The 17,114-nt window shown below is 33.4% G+C and carries 23 protein-coding genes; 12 read left to right on the top strand and 11 right to left on the bottom strand.

What is annotated here, in order from left to right; genetic code table 11:
- Nucleotides 1–453, top strand: a complete 453-nt coding sequence (locus C6990_RS02215) for a hypothetical protein (protein WP_182128128.1) — start codon at nucleotides 1–3, stop codon at nucleotides 451–453.
- Nucleotides 454–556: 103 nt separating this feature from the next.
- On the opposite strand, the gene C6990_RS02210 is transcribed toward C6990_RS02215, so the two are convergent.
- The 4 genes from C6990_RS02210 to C6990_RS02195 are packed head-to-tail and all read right to left on the bottom strand — an operon-like array spanning nucleotide 557 to nucleotide 3,034.
- A complete protein-coding gene (locus tag C6990_RS02210) occupies nucleotides 557–1,330 on the bottom strand; it encodes a sulfite exporter TauE/SafE family protein (RefSeq protein WP_182128127.1) in 774 nt (257 codons plus the stop codon).
- 40 nt (nucleotides 1,331–1,370) lie between these two features.
- Nucleotides 1,371–2,012: a hypothetical protein gene (locus C6990_RS02205; protein WP_182128126.1), complete on the bottom strand. Its 642-nt coding sequence runs from the start codon at nucleotides 2,010–2,012 to the stop codon at nucleotides 1,371–1,373.
- Nucleotides 2,013–2,054: 42 nt separating this feature from the next.
- Nucleotides 2,055–2,546, bottom strand: a complete 492-nt coding sequence (locus tag C6990_RS02200) for a DUF192 domain-containing protein (RefSeq protein WP_182128125.1) — start codon at nucleotides 2,544–2,546, stop codon at nucleotides 2,055–2,057.
- A gap of 38 nt (nucleotides 2,547–2,584) precedes the next feature.
- Nucleotides 2,585–3,034: a hypothetical protein gene (locus tag C6990_RS02195; protein WP_255465121.1), complete on the bottom strand. Its 450-nt coding sequence runs from the start codon at nucleotides 3,032–3,034 to the stop codon at nucleotides 2,585–2,587.
- Between the two features lie 33 nt (nucleotides 3,035–3,067).
- On the opposite strand from C6990_RS02195, the gene C6990_RS02190 reads away from it, so the two are divergent.
- Nucleotides 3,068–3,532, top strand: coding sequence for a metal-dependent transcriptional regulator (locus tag C6990_RS02190; RefSeq protein ID WP_182128124.1), 465 nt, complete (start codon nucleotides 3,068–3,070; stop codon nucleotides 3,530–3,532).
- Here C6990_RS02190 and C6990_RS02185 read toward each other — a convergent pair.
- The 3 genes from C6990_RS02185 to C6990_RS02175 are packed head-to-tail and all read right to left on the bottom strand — an operon-like array spanning nucleotide 3,519 to nucleotide 6,132.
- Complete coding sequence (locus tag C6990_RS02185) at nucleotides 3,519–5,339, bottom strand: PINc/VapC family ATPase (protein ID WP_182128123.1); 1,821 nt, start codon at nucleotides 5,337–5,339, stop codon at nucleotides 3,519–3,521. The genes C6990_RS02190 and C6990_RS02185 overlap by 14 nt on opposite strands.
- Nucleotides 5,340–5,349: 10 nt before the next feature.
- The gene (locus tag C6990_RS02180) at nucleotides 5,350–5,736 is read right to left on the bottom strand and encodes a response regulator (RefSeq protein WP_182128122.1); all 387 of its coding nucleotides are present in this window, start codon (nucleotides 5,734–5,736) and stop codon (nucleotides 5,350–5,352) included.
- Nucleotides 5,737–5,772: 36 nt separating this feature from the next.
- Complete coding sequence (locus C6990_RS02175; protein WP_182128121.1) at nucleotides 5,773–6,132, bottom strand: Hpt domain-containing protein; 360 nt, start codon at nucleotides 6,130–6,132, stop codon at nucleotides 5,773–5,775.
- Between the two features lie 55 nt (nucleotides 6,133–6,187).
- Between C6990_RS02175 and C6990_RS02170 the strand changes: the two genes are divergently transcribed.
- The 4 genes from C6990_RS02170 (at nucleotide 6,188) to C6990_RS02155 (ending at nucleotide 10,869) form a co-directional block, all read left to right on the top strand.
- Complete coding sequence (locus C6990_RS02170; RefSeq protein WP_255465119.1) at nucleotides 6,188–8,071, top strand: sensor histidine kinase; 1,884 nt, start codon at nucleotides 6,188–6,190, stop codon at nucleotides 8,069–8,071.
- A gap of 243 nt (nucleotides 8,072–8,314) precedes the next feature.
- Nucleotides 8,315–9,733 carry a TldD/PmbA family protein gene (locus C6990_RS02165; protein ID WP_182128120.1) on the top strand — a complete coding sequence of 473 codons (1,419 nt, stop codon included), beginning with the start codon at nucleotides 8,315–8,317 and terminating at the stop codon, nucleotides 9,731–9,733.
- 1 nt (nucleotide 9,734) lies between these two features.
- Nucleotides 9,735–10,328: a uracil-DNA glycosylase gene (locus tag C6990_RS02160; RefSeq protein ID WP_182128119.1), complete on the top strand. Its 594-nt coding sequence runs from the start codon at nucleotides 9,735–9,737 to the stop codon at nucleotides 10,326–10,328.
- On the top strand, nucleotides 10,318–10,869 hold the full coding sequence (locus tag C6990_RS02155; RefSeq protein WP_182128118.1) for a DNA-3-methyladenine glycosylase: 552 nt from the start codon (nucleotides 10,318–10,320) through the stop codon (nucleotides 10,867–10,869). The genes C6990_RS02160 and C6990_RS02155 overlap by 11 nt, the downstream gene beginning before the upstream one ends.
- 5 nt (nucleotides 10,870–10,874) lie before the next feature.
- Here C6990_RS02155 and C6990_RS02150 read toward each other — a convergent pair whose 3' ends face one another.
- Entirely contained in the window at nucleotides 10,875–11,507 is a 633-nt protein-coding gene (locus C6990_RS02150; RefSeq protein ID WP_182128117.1) for a VTT domain-containing protein, read from the bottom strand.
- A gap of 91 nt (nucleotides 11,508–11,598) precedes the next feature.
- Between C6990_RS02150 and C6990_RS02145 the strand changes: the two genes are divergently transcribed.
- Both C6990_RS02145 and C6990_RS02140 read left to right on the top strand, forming a co-directional pair.
- Nucleotides 11,599–11,979 carry a hypothetical protein gene (locus tag C6990_RS02145; RefSeq protein ID WP_182128116.1) on the top strand — a complete coding sequence of 127 codons (381 nt, stop codon included), beginning with the start codon at nucleotides 11,599–11,601 and terminating at the stop codon, nucleotides 11,977–11,979.
- A gap of 142 nt (nucleotides 11,980–12,121) precedes the next feature.
- Nucleotides 12,122–12,406, top strand: a complete 285-nt coding sequence (locus C6990_RS02140) for a hypothetical protein (protein ID WP_182128115.1) — start codon at nucleotides 12,122–12,124, stop codon at nucleotides 12,404–12,406.
- Nucleotides 12,407–12,410: 4 nt separating this feature from the next.
- Here the strand turns inward: C6990_RS02140 and C6990_RS02135 are convergent, their stop codons facing one another.
- Nucleotides 12,411–13,346 (bottom strand): ABC transporter ATP-binding protein, encoded by a 936-nt coding sequence (locus C6990_RS02135; RefSeq protein ID WP_182128114.1) that lies wholly within the window; start codon nucleotides 13,344–13,346, stop codon nucleotides 12,411–12,413.
- 83 nt (nucleotides 13,347–13,429) lie between these two features.
- On the opposite strand from C6990_RS02135, the gene C6990_RS02130 reads away from it, so the two are divergent.
- The 3 genes from C6990_RS02130 to C6990_RS02120 are packed head-to-tail and all read left to right on the top strand — an operon-like array spanning nucleotide 13,430 to nucleotide 15,516.
- Complete coding sequence (locus C6990_RS02130; protein WP_182128113.1) at nucleotides 13,430–13,942, top strand: transcription elongation factor NusA; 513 nt, start codon at nucleotides 13,430–13,432, stop codon at nucleotides 13,940–13,942.
- A 2-nt stretch (nucleotides 13,943–13,944) separates the two neighbouring features.
- Nucleotides 13,945–15,231 (top strand): aspartate--tRNA(Asn) ligase, encoded by a 1,287-nt coding sequence (gene aspS, locus C6990_RS02125; RefSeq protein ID WP_182128112.1) that lies wholly within the window; start codon nucleotides 13,945–13,947, stop codon nucleotides 15,229–15,231.
- A 39-nt stretch (nucleotides 15,232–15,270) separates the two neighbouring features.
- Entirely contained in the window at nucleotides 15,271–15,516 is a 246-nt protein-coding gene (locus C6990_RS02120) for a hypothetical protein (protein ID WP_182128111.1), read from the top strand.
- Nucleotide 15,517: 1 nt separating this feature from the next.
- Here the strand turns inward: C6990_RS02120 and C6990_RS10935 are convergent, their stop codons facing one another.
- Nucleotides 15,518–15,649: a hypothetical protein gene (locus tag C6990_RS10935; RefSeq protein WP_255465116.1), complete on the bottom strand. Its 132-nt coding sequence runs from the start codon at nucleotides 15,647–15,649 to the stop codon at nucleotides 15,518–15,520.
- Between the two features lie 163 nt (nucleotides 15,650–15,812).
- Here C6990_RS10935 and C6990_RS02115 point away from each other — a divergent pair, with 163 nt between their 5' ends.
- Nucleotides 15,813–16,088, top strand: coding sequence for a hypothetical protein (locus tag C6990_RS02115; protein WP_182128110.1), 276 nt, complete (start codon nucleotides 15,813–15,815; stop codon nucleotides 16,086–16,088).
- A gap of 10 nt (nucleotides 16,089–16,098) precedes the next feature.
- Here C6990_RS02115 and C6990_RS02110 read toward each other — a convergent pair whose 3' ends face one another.
- Complete coding sequence (locus C6990_RS02110) at nucleotides 16,099–17,112, bottom strand: isocitrate/isopropylmalate dehydrogenase family protein (RefSeq protein ID WP_182128109.1); 1,014 nt, start codon at nucleotides 17,110–17,112, stop codon at nucleotides 16,099–16,101.
- Between the last annotated feature and the right edge of the window lie 2 nt (nucleotides 17,113–17,114).

Raw genomic sequence — 17,114 nt, 5'->3', positions numbered from 1 at the left:
ATGAAAAAATTTTCAGAATTCAGAATAGGTGATTCATTTTATTCCACATGCAGTATTTCAGATAAAGAGTTAGAAGAATATCTTAATTTTTCCAGAGTCAAGAATGCATTTCTTGATGAAAGGAAAAAAGGAGAACAAAAAATTGTCTCAGGAAGAGCTATTTTATCTAGAATGGAAGGAGAATTTACAAGGCTAAGTCAAATTTATGGAAACCACATTGTTTTTGTTGGTACAGACGGGGATCCAGAATGGAGTAATAGAAATACCAGATTTTTAAAAACACTGTTTACTGATCAAGTTTTGAAATTGAAATTTACAGTATCACAAAAGGATGACATCGATGAGGAATTTGGAAAGATTGGAATTGATTATGAAGGAACAAACCAAGATGGAGAGATAATTGTTCTTTCAAAAAGAAACATTTACAGAATAAAGAAAGAACCGCCAAAATAAAATACCGGGAAGCCGACTAGTCTCCCCAGCCCTCAGATCAAATGACCTGAAAGACATCATGTATTACAAAATAACTATAAAAACACAATAAAAAAATTCAAGGCTAAAATCCAAAAAAGCCAGAATTTCCAGTTGCAGAATCTAAAAATAGTTTTCCTGCAGCTATCAAAATTACAACAGAGACAATTATTTGCAAATATCTTTCTTTGATGTCAATGGATAAGCGTGCACCAACTAACCCACCTACAAAAGATCCAATTGCCAAAAATCCTGCTTGGGTAAAATCAGGATGACCCAAAAGAGTATGAACAATAACTCCAGATAAAGAAGAGAAAAGTAATATCAATTGAGATGTAGGAGCAGCTCTTTTCATGGCCATTCCCATCCCAACAACCATTAATGGTACAAAGATTATTCCACCACCAATTCCAAAAAATGCAGAGATGATTCCCGCAAAAAAGCTTGCACCAATTGCAAATATCATAATTTGTTTTGATAATGTTTTTTCTTTGCTTTCGATTTTTTTTCTCAAAAAAATGTAAGATGCTGAAGCAATGAGAACAAATCCAAATAAAATTTTAAAAATCTCAGGTGCAACATCAGTTGAAATTACAGCACCCAAAACAGTCCCAGGAATTGAAAGTAATCCTAATTTCAATCCAAGGGATATTTCAATTCTTTTTTGCTTTGAATAAGATATTGTTGATGCGACAGCATTACTTAATGCTGCAAAAAGACTGTTACTTGCAGCGGCAGTAGGTGGAAAACCAAGAAAAGTTAAGACTGGAACCACAACAATTCCCCCACCTAGCCCAATCATCGAGCCCAAAACGCCTGCTGCAAAGCCTAAAAGAATAAACCAAAATTGTTCAATCACGGTAATCGCCAATCAAAGAATTTTGCAATATATAATTAAGCTACTTTAACACCAGCAACGTCCAAAGGTAGGATTCACCACTAGATGTAATCTCTAGAATCAGTCGCTTGTTATCCAATCCAGTAATTTCAGACTTCATTGTTGTTTGCGAGGATTTCTCATATTTCTCCGAAGCTGCATCAATCCAAGATTTGACGGTATCAAAACCACCGGGTTGGCGTTGCTCCCAGCAATCACAAACTAATGTTTCAACCATAATTTCAAAAACAGAATTTACCTCATCATACCTCGAATTTAAAAAGGGGGATGCATCAATAATTGCAAGTGCCATTACAGGACCATCAGTAGTACCACCCATGTTTAGATTACCAATGGTTTGATCATCAGAATTCAAGAGAGCCGTTGTTGTGCAATACTCTACAGTTTTTTGCTCGTTTTTAGAATCAAAATATGTACAATATTGAGAAACAGTATGATCAGTTATAGCAACAGGAGTAGACATGAAAATGTTTTTTCCTTCAAGAGATTTTTTAATTTTTTCTACATCATAAAAAGTGAAATCGTTTTCATAAACAGTTTTTTGAATTTGTGATTCTAAAGAATCTTCAGAAAAAACTACAATTGAAGCAGCTCCAATAATTGAAAGTCCAATTAAAATTGAAATCAAAATTAATTTATTCATCATAAATACATTAAGAGAATATCACATAAAGTTTTTTTATAGTCAGATAGAAATTATACTTAAGATAGAGTCTTTAGTAATGTTGTTTTGTTTAACAAATCCAGATGTGACTTCTAATACATATACTGCTTCTTTTTGAGGAACTACGCTTTGACAAGTTGTAATTTCTAAAGGACTTTTGCATGGTGGAATATTTTCTTCAATGTGTACAACTTTGCCATCTTCATCAAACCAAATCATATCAAGCGAAAATTGCATGTTAAGCATCCAAAGAGAGTAAAGACCAGATTGCTCAAAGACAAATATCATTCCTTGATCATAAGGCAATACGTCTTGGAACATCAAGCCACGAACACGTCTTGGTTCAGTGTCTGCTATTTGTACTTGTAATGGAACATCATCAACCTTTATTGTACCTCTTGGAAATTCAACAGACTCTAATTTACTTTCACTTGGGATAGATATCAAACCCACGGCACCAATAATTACAGCTGCGATAAAAATAGGAATCAGGACTTGTGATCTAGTTGTCATGAGTAAATTAATCGCAGTCTATTTAAAAACTAAAGGTGTCACATTATAGAATTCTTAAAGTCACTTATTGAAGAAAGCGTACTTTTTGTCTCATGGCCAATATCATGAATAGTAGAACCATTGTATTTCTTGTCAAGATATCTCCCTGCAACAATCATCGGACCACCAACTGCAATAGTTACACCAGTAGGTTCTGGAACCCATAACATCAAAAATCCAATTTTTTGGAGTTTTTTACCAGGTGCAGGAGCTTTTTGAAGTGCACCCAATGACGAATGGGTATTTTTACTGTCAATTTTAGCAATATCAGTATACAAATTTGCTCTTCGTTTAGCTGAATCAGAGATTTTCCTCAAGTTTGCTAGTCGTTCCTTTAGGGGGTCTACCATACCAATATCAATTTCATAAAAAATAGTTAACATTCTAAGATCAACTAGCATCACACCCAAGTCAACAAAGAGTAACCAAAGAGGGGGAAAGACATCCAATTATACTAGACACATGTTAGTTACAAAGAACATATGAAACCTAAAAATTCAAAGAGACTAGATTCAATAAAAGCTGCCCATCAAACTGAGAGAACTCGTTCAAGCACTAGAATGGAGGACTATTTAGAAATAATATCAGAGCTTGTTGAATTAAAAGGATATGCCACCACATTAGATATCTCAAGATACATGAATGTTAGTGCCCCAAGTGTTACAAAGATGCTTCAAAGGTTAGATGAGGGAGGATTTTTAGAATATGAAAAGTATCACGGAATTAATCTCACAAAGAAAGGAATCCAAGTAGCTGAAGGCATCAGGCAGAATCACGGAATATTATTAGAATTCTTTGAGATTTTAGGAGTGGGATATGATACGGCTAATCAAGACACAGAGGGAATTGAACATCATCTCAATCCAAAAACCATCAAGCAGTTAAGAAAATTCATTACTTTTCTTAAAGCAAATCCAAAGATAATTGAAAATTTTAAAAATCTTTAAGATATAATTTTATGTCACTTTGTGAGGATGTCTCATCCATCAAGTTTCTTGCAACATCTGAGCGCTTTGGGATTTTTATCTGTCCCTTTTTACCAATTCTCACTGAAGCCAAAAATTTGTCATTGGCATAGACATCTGCATGCATAGAGGTGTATTCTCTACTTACAGTAAGAAGTAAGGCAGTTTTGGATTCTGAAAATGTAAAGGGAAGATCATTTGATGTCAAGGAGAGGCTTTCAGAGTTTTTTGCCACAACATCAATGTGAACTTGAAGAGATTTTTCAATTTCATTAATGTTAGAGCCACCTCTTCCTATGATTGAGGGAATGTATTGCTCGTTTACTAGAACCTTGACCCGATTATCAGATAAAATTTCAACTTGAGCATGAGGATCATATCTTTTGAAGGTGTCTTTTATTTTATCTTCTGCAAGCTTTTCAATTCCAACTTTTTGTACTCGTTTTGAGACAGGAACAATAACATTCTCTTCCCCAAATGTGTATATTTCATGCTCTAGAACATTATCTTGGAAGTTTCTTACCTCAATTACAGGTCTTGCTAGATCAGATTCAGTCATACCTGAAGGGACTTTAACTTTTAGCTCCAAGTCATAGACTTTTTCTATTCTTCCATCGTTTACGAAAATTACAGTATCTAAAATATTTGGAATAATTCCCAATTCAATTTTACCGATGAATCTTTGGATTGCATCTAGAGGAGAGTTTGCATGCACAACGCCCACCATTCCAACTCCAGTTAACCTCAAATCTGCAAATGTTCTAAAATCTTCACGTCTTCGAACTTCATCAAAAATGGTGTAATCAGGACGAACTAAAAGTAGGATATCTGCGGTGTTATCAAAACTTCCATCAAGTTTTCCGTATTGCGTGATACCAGAATCAACTTGCAAGTCACGAGGAGATTCAAATGTTTTAACAATTTTTCCCTTTTTGTGATAAAAATTTGCAAGTCCTGATGCAAGTGTACTTTTACCAGAACCTGGTGCACCTGAAATTACAATGCCTTCAGCCCTATCAGATAATCTAGCCATTAACTCATCAGAAATATCATAATCTTCCAAAGACAATTTTATGATTGGATGAACAATAGTAATCTCATAAGATTCTGAAAATGGAGGATATGTAATTGCAATTCGATAATCTTCATGCTGTATTACTGATGCACCAGTCTTCGAGATTTCAATGGTACTTGAATCAGAAATGTTTGCAATATCAAATATTTGAGATGAAATCATTTTCAAATAAGAGAGTGTTAGAATTTCATCACCAATTTGAGTAAGTGAAAATGCGCCAGGAGTTCCTTTTTTTGCAAGTGGAAATTGGTTCTCTTTTAGATGAATGCTCATAGTTTCAGAATCAAAAAATTTTAAGAATTCTAATTTTTCATTTTTAATTTTTGTTTTCAAAAATACAGTTTCAATACCTTCAGCTTGTGCAACTAAATGTTGAACCTTATCAGAGGTGTATAGTACTGCATCATTTTGCTTTGCCATGTCAGCAATGAGTGCATCAATTCTACCACTAGCAGCAAACTTGATGTCATCTGTGGATGGATGAGGACCTTTCATAATTATCTCCAAGCCAAAACTTCCAGAAAGTTCATTGAGTTTTCTAATTTTTTCTAATCCGACAAATCCCTGTTCTTTTTTATTTGATGCCTGAGATTGTAATTCATCAAATACTGCCTGAGGAATTATAATTTGGGAATTTCTAAGAGAGCCAGTTTCTATTTGAGTAATTAGTTCGCCATTAATTATTACGCTAGTATCAGCTACTATTTTTGACAAGTTTTCTAAATTATGTTTCCGGTTTATTCCCTAAATTACTTTCTAAAATTCCTTTAATGTTTTCTAAAACAGAATTAAAATCAAATGGTTTTGAAACATAAGATGATGCGCCCTCATCCAAACAATTCTGAATCACTTTTTGATCATCACTAGCAGTAATCAATACAATTTTTGCATTTGGATCATATGCAATTATTTCTTTGGTTACTGTAAGACCATCTTTCTGAGGCATTGCCAAATCAAGTAAAATTAAATCAGGGTTGAGTTTTTTGTAAAATTCAACAGCTTCTGCACCGTCTGTAGATTCCCCAATCACATCATGTTCTCCAATTGACAAAATATCTTGCAAAACCAAACGGATTGCGTCAGAGTCATCAGCAATTAGGATTTTTGCCATACAATGCTGTGATGGATTGAGTATAAAAAATATCCATCATTTCAAGGAGGAGGAGAAATTTGTAATTTTTTCAGAAATCCCGCGCATGTCATAATCGGGGGAACTCATAGTGTTTTCCATATGAGGAAGTGTTTCATTAAGAATATCAAAAATTTCTGCTATTTTTTTACCATCATTGATTTGCTTTAGTATTGCATCAAGAGTAGAGCATATTGAACCCAATTCTTCCTGACCCATCATGGGTGCTAAGCCCTTAATTTTATGAGTATGACTCTGCAGATCTTTAGAGTTTCCATAAACATCATCATCACCCTTACAAGATTTTAAGACAGAAGAAATTGCAGATATCTCCTCATTAATTTCTGAAGTGGCAATTTTGATGAATTCATCAGACATGATGTAAAATTATGTATCTGGATGTTTTTATACTCTTTGTAAGAAAAACAGGATTGTGAAAATAGTTAGCAAAGCGTATCTTTTGATAATTATTTTGATCGTCGCAGCTGTTTTTAATCTATTTCTATTGTATCAGGACGAGAAATCTGGAATAACACAATCATATTCTATTATTAGCATAGGAGATATCAAAGTAAAAGCTGAATCAATTTCATCACTTGCAACATCAGTAGCAAATGGAAATTTAGAAGATAGAGATGAATTAGAAAAAGAGGTCGAAGAAGTGCAATCAATGTTAATGAAGATCAAAGATGGTGGAACTGTAAAAGGGAAAGACATTGCAAAGATTCCTGAAGGATTGTACTTAGAGTATAACAAAATTTTATCATCTTGGGAAAATTTCAAATCAAATTCCTTTGATGTAGAAAATACTTCGGTTTTTGATCCAGAAGCAACAAATGCAATGAATTATGTATTACAAAAAAATCAAGATCTAGTATTACTTACAGCAGAACTAGAAAGGGATTTAGAAAGTTTGGATAGAAACTTCAACATACATAAAGAAATTGCAAAAGACTTGGCAGAATGTGCCAAAGTGATAGGGCAACAAAGTTTGTTAATTTCAATAGGAGAGGGAGAGAATTCCCAGGAGGAACTCAAAGAGAAAAACCTAAGATTTGAAATTGGAATTAGAAAATTATTACAAATTTCAACAGAGGATTTGGATGTAGAAAGTGTAGAACAAACTCATGAAGAAATTGAACCAATTCCAAGAGAAAACTCGGAATCATTAAGAAAAATAGATCCTCTTTGGGAAGCAATCCAGCTACGAATAAACATACTTGAAGAAAGGGCACTTTTATCTCCTGAATTTAATCTAGCGAAAAACAAAATGAATGAACAGAAGTTTATTTTGTTTGATGATATTGATCAATTAATTAATTCTTGGAACAATGAAATAACAAAAGAAGGTTCAGAAGGGCAAATCATCATTCAGATTTTATTAATTGTAGATATTGCAGTATTCATTTTAGTTCTAGCAGTTATTAGGAAATCACTTTTACCACTTGAAGTAATCAGCAAGGCATTATCCAAAGTCAAAGAAGGAGTGTATGGTGAAAAAATTGCGTATTCAGGTACAGATGAAGTAGGACAGTTAGTGAATAATTTCAACATAATGTCCAATACGATTAAAGAAAAAGAAGAGCAAGCAAAAAAAACAGACATTGCAAAAGACGAATTTTTAGCAATGATTACACATGAACTCAAAACACCATTAGTTCCAATTCAAGGGTACTCTGACATTTTACTTGGAGAACATTTGGGAAAATTAACAGACAAACAAAAAGAACGAATAGAGATTATCAAATCAAGTTCAGAAACGCTGTTAGGAATTATTTCAGATTTACTTGATGCACAAAAATTAGATTTAGGTCAGTTAAGAATGAAAAAAGAGATCAAGAACATTAAAGACACAGTCAACAAAGCTATCACATCATTATTGCCTGAATCACAAAAAAGCAATGTTGAGTTAACTTCGAATTTATTTGATTTAGAAATTGAGCATGACTCAGAAAGAATTGCTCAGGTTGTTACAAATTTAATCAAAAATAGTTTGACTGCAGTAGAACCGAAAATAGGAAAAATACATGTAAGCATGGAAGACCTTCCAAGGGAAATAAAAATAACTGTTAAAGACAACGGAGTTGGAATTCCAAAAAATCATCAAAAAGAACTTTTTAAAAAGTTCTACCAAGTGGATGCAACACTCACAAGAGAAAGGGGAGGCAGTGGATTAGGATTGGCTATATGTAAGGGAATTATTGATAACCACTTTGGTAAGATCTCAGTCCAAAGTGAGATAAACAAGGGTGCTGAATTTTCATTTACACTTCCAAAATCCAATAATCAAAAAAAATCAGCAATCAATAACACTTAAAGAAAATAAACGGTATGAGTTAAAATTTCTCACTCTCTTTAAAAAAAGTACATTTAGAAAAACTAATCATGCATCACAACCAAAATGATGAATTTTATAAAAATTGTACCGAATATTTTGAATTTTTACGCAAAAAAGGTGAAGTAGACTATGAATTTGAAGACGAGTATTATTTTACCATGCCTGCAATTTCAAATCACTGATTAGCACAAGATTTACGAGGCATTCAAAATCCAAGTAATTATGGATACAGCACTCCAAGAGTTAGCAGATAGAGGAATAAAGCATGCGATGGATTCGGGGGCACAATATTGCGATATCAGGGCTGAAGAGCAAGAAAAGAAATCAGCCCATATTGAAAATAAAGAGATTGAAAATGTTAGAACTTTGTCTGACTCAGGTTTAGGGATAAGATTAATCAAAGAAGGAGTATGGGGTTTTTGCTCAATAACAAATCCAAAGTCATTTGATCAAATTAAGGAAAAAATCAACGGTGCTATAAAAAACTCATCACATACCACACAAAATAAAAAGACAGTTGATCAATATTCTTGTGAAACAAAAAATATCAAAATCAATTATCCAGTAATAAAAAAACCATCAATTGATGAATTGATTTCAGTTGGATTAGAATGCAGTAAAATTATTTTAGAAACACCACGAATCATCAAGTCAGTAATCAGTCCATGGTATACAACTAACTCAAAATATTTTGCAAATAGCGAAGGAAGTAAAATTGAACAGAATTTTACAGATGTTGTTACAGATATGATTGCAATAGCACACGAAGCAGGAATTACACAAGCAATAAACGTCACAGAAGGAGGAAGAGGTGGTTTAGAACAAATTACAAATGAAGATAAAATTCAGCTAAAATCAAAAGAGATTGCTCAAAAAGCATCAGAATTAATTTTTGCCAAATCTGCAAAAGAAGAAATGGGAACAGTGGTTATGAATCCAGATTTTGTATCTCTGCTCACACATGAAATACTAGGTCATCCCTCAGAAGCAGATAGAGTACTAGGAAAAGAGATGGCATGGGCTGGGGGTTCGTGGTGGAAAGGAGAAATTGGAAAGAAGATAGGCTCTGATAATCTAAATGTTTTTGATGATCCAACCATCAAAGAGAGTCTAGGATGGTATTATTTTGATGATGAAGGAGTTGAAACAAAGAAAACCAAATTGGTAGAAAATGGAATTCTAATTAATCATATGCAAAATAGAGAGACTGCAAAAATTTTCAACACAGTACCCACTGGAAATATGAGAGCTACCAATTATAGATTCATGCCGTTGATACGCATGGCTTGCACATGTATAGGGAACGGGGACAGAAAACCAGATGAGATTATTAAAGAAGTCAAAAACGGATATCTAATTTCAAATATGAAGATCCCATCAATAGATATGAAACGATATAATTGGAGTATTTCATGTCAGTACGCACAAAAAATTGAAGATGGTGAAATTACAGATTTGCTAAGAGATGTCATTGTAATGGGTACAGCACCAGAATTTTTTGAGTCAATTGATGCATGTGGAAATGACTTTACAGTTAGACCAATAACTAATTGCGGTAAGGGAGATCCAATGCAATCGATGATTATGGGAAATGGCGGACCAACAATTCGTGGAAATGCCACGGTAAAGAGTGTAAACTAGAATGAAGCAAAAATTAGAAGAAATAAAACAAAATGTCATAAATTGCACAAAGTGTGATCTATGTAAAACTAGAACCAATTCAGTTCCAGGTAAAGGGAATTTTCAATCAGATGTAATTTTTGTAGGAGAAGCACCAGGAAGAAATGAAGATAAAAACGGAGAGCCATTTGTAGGAGTAGCAGGAAAAAAATTATCAATTGCACTTGACGAAGCAGGGATTTCAAGAGAATCAATATACATTACAAACGTTGTAAAGTGCAGACCCCCTAAAAACAGAGTTCCAAATACAGATGAAAGGAGTACTTGCCAAGAATATTTGAAACAAGAAATTTCAATTATCAAACCAAAAATAATTTGTATCTTAGGAAATACAGCTTTTAATTCCATTTTAGGAGGATCTGAAATAACAAAATTCAGAGGAAAGATTGTAAGAAAAGACAACCAACTATATTTTCTTACCATTCATCCTGCAGCAACAATCTACAATCAACAACTAATTGATGTTTTAAAAAAAGACATTTCAAAATTGTTTGATAACATAAGAGAGTTAAAAAATGGAAAAAATATTACAGTAGATATAGAATATGCTCCCTAGAGATTTTTATAACAAAGACACGGTAACTGTTGCAAGAAATATTTTAGGAAAAAGAATAGTTAGAAAAACTAAAGGCTCAATCATATCAGGAATCATTACTGAAACAGAGGCATACAGACATTCAGACGATCCTGCCAGTCATGCATTTAACAAGAAGACAGAGAGAAACAAAGTAATGTTTGAAGAAGTAGGACATGCATATGTGTATTTTACATATGGAATGCATTATTGCTTTAATGTAGTTGCAAAACAGGCAAAGATAAAGGCTGGTGCGGTTTTAATTCGTGCAATTGAGCCTGAAAAAGGAATAAAAAAAATGCAAAAAAACAGAGGCATTGCAGACTTGAAGAACCTAACAAATGGACCAGCAAAATTAACGCAAGCTTTAGGGATAACAAAAGAACATTATGGTATAGACTTGACTAACGATTCAAAACTTTACATTGAAGATGGGATTAAAATAGAAAAAATTTTTGAATCACCAAGAATAGGAATTAAAAAAGCAACAGACAAGTTATGGAATTTTAAAATAGTTTTTTAAAAATTTTAATCTTTATTATTTTCATCTAATGTCCACGGAGCAAATTTTCCTAGAATTCTTGCCCAATCTAATCTTAAAAGCAAAACAATTACGGCAGTCATCATGGCACCAAAAATGATAATCCCTATGTAAATGGGAGTTGCATCATCTATATTCTCAAGGAATGGCTCCACCAAGGACAAACCAAGATAATGTGAAATAAAAACAATAGAATAGCTAAGAACGATTTTTCCAGTAAGCGTTGCAACAAAGAATCGCTTTGGATTATACTTTGCCAACCCCAATGGCACATACACTAGATCATCAGGAATAGGAGTTGCTGCAGCAAAAAATGCAGCTCCTGCACCATACCGCTTTACTAATCTTTCAAAGGGGCGCATTCTTTTTCTAGTCTTTTCATTGATAATTTTTCGTCCGCCATAACTGACATAGAAGATTATTTGTTTTGCAATAGTTGCTGTAACTGCAGAAAGTATTGCTAGAATGTGTAAATCAAATTGATCACCTACTGCCATAGTAGCCAATAGTAAAAATCCAGGTAGAGGAACAAATGGAACAAGCGAACCGAAGAAATTAACAAGAGATAAACTCAGATAACCTACTTCCGGAGCAAATGGAAATAGATCAACAAAATCCACAAATCAATCTGTTTTTGGGCTTTATTTAATTAAAACTAGAAGAATCACTCACAACAATCATTAAAATAACATCTTTTCAAAGTTCAATAAAATGTTAAAAAAAGACTGTGAGTCAATTAGTGACGTTATTGCCACAATAAGCCCATACATCAGATTTGTAGGCGTAATTGGCGAGAGTGGTGAATTATTGGCTTACAAAAGAAGACAGGATTTGATTCCGTTGTTGGATGAAAAAAATACAAAATATCAGTTCTCACATATTGCCATGAAAACAGATCTTGAAGGATTTTTTGATAAAAACTTGGGAGAGATTGAATTTTCATGGGAAGAAAGAAAAAAGGTTCAGACAATTTCATTTGCAATTAAAAAAATCAGAGTTTGGATATCAATTGATAAAAAAGTAATCAGATCCGAAGTTTTACGAATTATTGACTCTTGTCTACCTATTGTTAAAAAATATTCAGACGCTTGAAATATTTTGAAATGTCCATATTGCGATATTGATTTGGATTCTCTTAGTATGACTGATGGTTTAAAACATGTCTTAGAGCACAAAAAAGAAAATCAGAAATAAAATTTAAAAACAATCTCAAAATATTAAAAAATGTCTCAGCATGGATGAAATTGAAAAAATAATTGACGAAATCAGTTTTAGAAAATCAAAATCCAAAAATTATGACAACATGAAAGCGTTAGAAATAAGCAAAGAGATTCAAAATATTTTAAAATTTGAACAAGAGTCATTAAAAAAAATTGAAGAGTTTGAAAAAATGCAAAAAGACCAAGACTTGATAAGTTATCTTAAAATGATTTCAAAAAATACAACACAGAGAGAAATTTCAGAAATTCAGGAAATTTATTTGAAAAAAATTGACAATGAATATCTAAATTCAAAATAAAATTTCATTCTTCTTGATATAACCAGCATCGAACATATCCAGTTTTTGTTTTAATTTTGGGTGGAAGTTCTTTACATTTTTCAATTGCAAGTGGGCATCTCTCTAAAAATCGGCACTCAGTTGGGGCATCAAGTAAACTTGGAGGGGTTCCCTTGATGTATTTCGGAGTAGTTCCATGTAATCTAGGAATTGATTCTAACAAACCTTTAGTGTAAGGGTGTTTTGGGTTTTTGTAGATTTCTTCAGAAGTACCAAATTCAACAATTTGTCCCCCATACATTATTCCAATCTTGTCTGCAATTTCAGACAATACTGCTAAATCATGAGTAATTAGTAAAAAGGACATTCCACCTTTTTTGAGAGTTTTCAGTAAATTGATGATTTGAGCCTGAATTAATACATCAAGTGCGGTTGTAGGCTCATCTGCAATGACAAATTTTGGTTTTAACAATAATGCCATAGCAATGACAACCCGCTGCTTCATTCCCCCGCTTAATTCATGAGGATATTTTTTCAAAACATTCTCATCCAAACTAACTGAATTCATTGCATCCAAAATCAATTGGTCATAATTTCCCTCAAAATCATGTTGATTTAAGATTTCAAGAAACTGATCCTTTATTGTAAAGACAGGATCTAAAGCATTCATTGCACCTTGAAAGATCATGGAGATTTTTTTCCACCTATAGTTTGAATTAAAATCAGATTCACTCAAATCCAAAAGAGAGTCACCTTCAAAGAGAATTTTACCCTGAACAATTCCTCCAGAAAGCATTCTAATGATTGATAAGCCCAGTGTACTTTTCCCACATGCACTCTCGCCTGCTATTCCTATAGATTGACCATCTTCTAGATCAATATCAACATCATCAACTGCATAAACTGGTCCTGATGATGAGGAATATTTTACAGATAGTCCAGTAATGTCTAAAAAAACCATACCTCTATTTGATCCAAACTAGAATTTCTGTTTTGCACTAAGGGATATAAACAACATTATTGAAATGAAAAAAGTCGATTCAAATGTTACTTCCAATTTGTGGTTTTGATGCAAAAAACGCAGTTCTCTGCCCAAAATGCGAGAGTAAAGTAGAATCAGGCGAGATAACAAAAGCAGATGTAGATGCATCAATCATCCTTGCAAAAACTGCAAAAACAAACAAGATGATTGAGAATTTTACGCTTTATTCATGCAAGGAATTTGATGGAAATTTTGTCTTGTCACTAGCAAAAAATGACATCATGATAATTAGACAAAGTAGGACACTTTACAGATTACTTCAGGAGCAATTCAAAGGAAAAATTTGGCTAGTAGAAGCAGATGAAAACGATAATAGATTCATAGAAGATTTGTTTTTTCCAACCAAAATCCTATCAATTAATGCAGTGTGGGCTCCAGGAGGAGTTCAAAAAACCAAGGCTGTTGTATCAGGCAAATGGACTCCAAAATTTCCAATAGATACTGAAAAAGTTGTACAGATTGTAAGAAATGCCCGAAACCTTGACATTGAGATAGAATTTGAGGATAAAAGATAGGCATGGTTTTTGTTAAAACGCACGATATTGATGAGTTAACTGAGCAGTTAATCGGATCACAAGTGGTTCTTGGGGGATGGGTTGAAGATTTTAGAAAACTAGGCAAAATGTCATTTATTACTTTACGCGATGTTACAGGAATATCTCAAGTAATTGTAAAAGGGGAATTAAATGAAAATCTAGGAGAGATTAATCGTCAGAGTGTTGTTTCTGTAAAAGGTACTGTACAAGAAACTAAAGCTAGGGACTTTGCATTTGAAATTAAAGCTGATGAGATTGAGGTATTAGGCAAGGCAATCCATCCATTACCAGTAGATCCTATTGGGAGAGTAGAAAGTAACATCGATACAAGATTGAACCACAGAGCACTAGATATGAGAAATCAGAAAACAGCTTCAATTTTCAAGCTTCGACATCATGTGTTACAATCACTGCGAAAAACATTAACTGAAAAGAGATTCATAGAGATTACAACTCCAAAAATTATTGGTAGTGCAAGTGAGGGAGGAGCCAATTTATTTTCCTTGGAGTATTTTGGGAAGACTGCCTATTTGGCTCAGAGTCCACAATTATACAAAGAGCAAATGACACTTGGACTAGAGCGAGTCTTTGAAATATCAAATTTTTATCGTGCAGAAAACTCCCATACTGGAAGACATCTCTCAGAATTCACCAGTATCGACATTGAAGCAGCATTTATGGACTATAATGATGTAATGGATGTATTAGAATCCCTGGTAATGGAAGTCTACAAGTACACATCAGAGAATTGTAAAAAAGAGCAAGAAACAATTGGGCATACAATTGAGATTCCAAAATCACCATTTGAAAGAATTACATATTCTCAATGTGTTGAGGAATTACAAAAAGCAGGTGAAAAAATAGAATTTGGTGATGACTTGCTTGATTCACACCTTAGAATAATTGGAGATAATCATCCAGGTTTTTTCTTCTTGACTGACTGGCCAATGAAACTAAAACCATTTTACATTAGAGAAAAAGACGAAGATGCAACATTATCACGCTCATTTGACTTGCAATTCGGATATCTAGAATTGTCTTCTGGAGGAACTAGATTACATAATCCAGAGATGTTAAAGGCAAGACTCAAAGAACAAGATTTGGATCCTTCACAATTCCAAGATCATCTAAAAACATTTGATTGGGGAATGCCACCACATTCTGGTTGGGGTATGGGGCTAGATAGATTGATGACCACATTGATTGGAATTGATAATGTGCGTGAAGTTGTTTTGTATCCCAGGGATCCAGACAGACTAAGCCCATAATTTATTCAGATTTTTATTGTATTGAAACCATGAGAATCCATGATTGAGTCTCAAGATGCGAAAAAAGTAGTCGAAGTGATTGGAAATAATTTGATAGGAGTCTCACATGATTCAAACAATTTTGCCAAGCTTCCTGATTCTTTTTGGGGATATTTTGCAAGAGGGCATGACACAAAAGGAACATTTGGAGTAATTGTGACATATTCTGAAGAAGGTAAAGATGTTGATGAGTTGATATCAATGTATGAGAAATGGGCTGAGAAAAATAAACCTAAATCAGAATAGACTATTTGGTTTCTTTTAGAAGTTTTCTGTAACCTTGGCATTCCTTGCAGATTGGTTTTCCCTTGTATTTTGGATTACCATCAGTAATTTTTAGAGTTCCGTCAACTAATTTACAGATACAGCACTTTGCCATTTATGATATAGAAAAAAATCGGACTAATAAAAATTGGTAATTTTTGAAAAAGAGATAAATTCAAAGGAATGGATCCTAATTAGTGCACAAGTGTGATTATTGTGGATCAGTGTTTGGGGATAGAATATGTTATTTTTGTGAGAAAACTTGTTGCACATCATGTATGGTAGATGATAGAACACGTTGCAAGGACTGCTACATTCAGAAACGCCGTCTTGGATGGAAAGAAGTAATCAAAAAAAATAAAATTGTTTTAGTATTTATTGGAATTTTGTGGTTGTACGCAGTGTTTCCAGGACCATTAATACCAGGATTGGATCCAACATTTTATACAATTTCACTTGTTGCAGCTTTACTAATTATGATTCCAATAGGATTTGCATTATTTTTCTGGTCTTTAAATCCACCAAAGTCAGATGTGAAGAAGCGAAAAGATTGATTATACATAATCATAATTTATGAATTATTGCACTAGTAAATTCTGAAGTTGACATTTCGCCACCAATATCTTTAGTTTTCACACCAGATTTTACTAAATCAAAAATTGTTGATTCTAATTTTTCTCCAACTTGAATACATTTGGAATCATTGTGTTTGTTACCTAACCAATCAAACATCATCTTAATGGATAACAGAAAAGATGAAGGATTTGCGATATTTTTTCCTGCAATGTCAAATGCAGCTCCGTGAACAGGTTCAAACAAAGCAAAATTATCACCAATGTTTGCAGTTGGGGCCATCCCCAATCCCCCTACTACCTGAGAGGATTCATCAGATAAAATATCTCCAAATAGATTGGTAGTAACTATCACATCAAATTTTTCGGGTTGACGAATCAAATTCATAGCGCATGCATCGACATACATTTCTTCAAATAAAATTTCAGGGTAATCTTTAGATATTTCTGTGCATGCTTTTGCAAATAATCCATCAGTTACTCTCATGACATTGGATTTATGAACACAGGTTACTTTTTTCATAGAGTCGCGTTGTGTTGCAGTTTCAAAAGCATATTTTGCAATTCGTTTTGATGCATCCTCTGAAATTATTCTCAATGCAACTGCAGAATTTCCTACACTGAATTCTTTACCAGTATAAAGATCCTCAGTGTTTTCCCGAACTATCACCATATCAATATCATCACGTAATGCAGGCATGTGTGGATATGATTTTGCAGGGCGTATATTTGCATAAAGATCAAGCATTCGTCTTAATACCACAATAACATCAGCTGCACTTTCACCAACAGGCGCTTTGAGGCATACATCTGATTGTTTAATGGCATTAATTGTTTCATCAGGTAATGCTTTGCCAGTTTCAGAAAGTGCCTTGTCCCCTGCAGATAATTTAGTAATTTCAAATTTTAAATCAAATTTATCATTAATTGTATTTAATACAGATACTGCAGATTCAGATAACTCAGGACCAATACCATCGCCAGTAATTAATGAAATTTTATACATAA

Origin of the sequence: Nitrosopumilus sp. b3 (assembly GCF_014078525.1) — an archaeon.
Taxonomy (GTDB): domain Archaea; phylum Thermoproteota; class Nitrososphaeria; order Nitrososphaerales; family Nitrosopumilaceae; genus Nitrosopumilus.
This window is presented reverse-complemented; position numbering and strand designations above follow the sequence as displayed.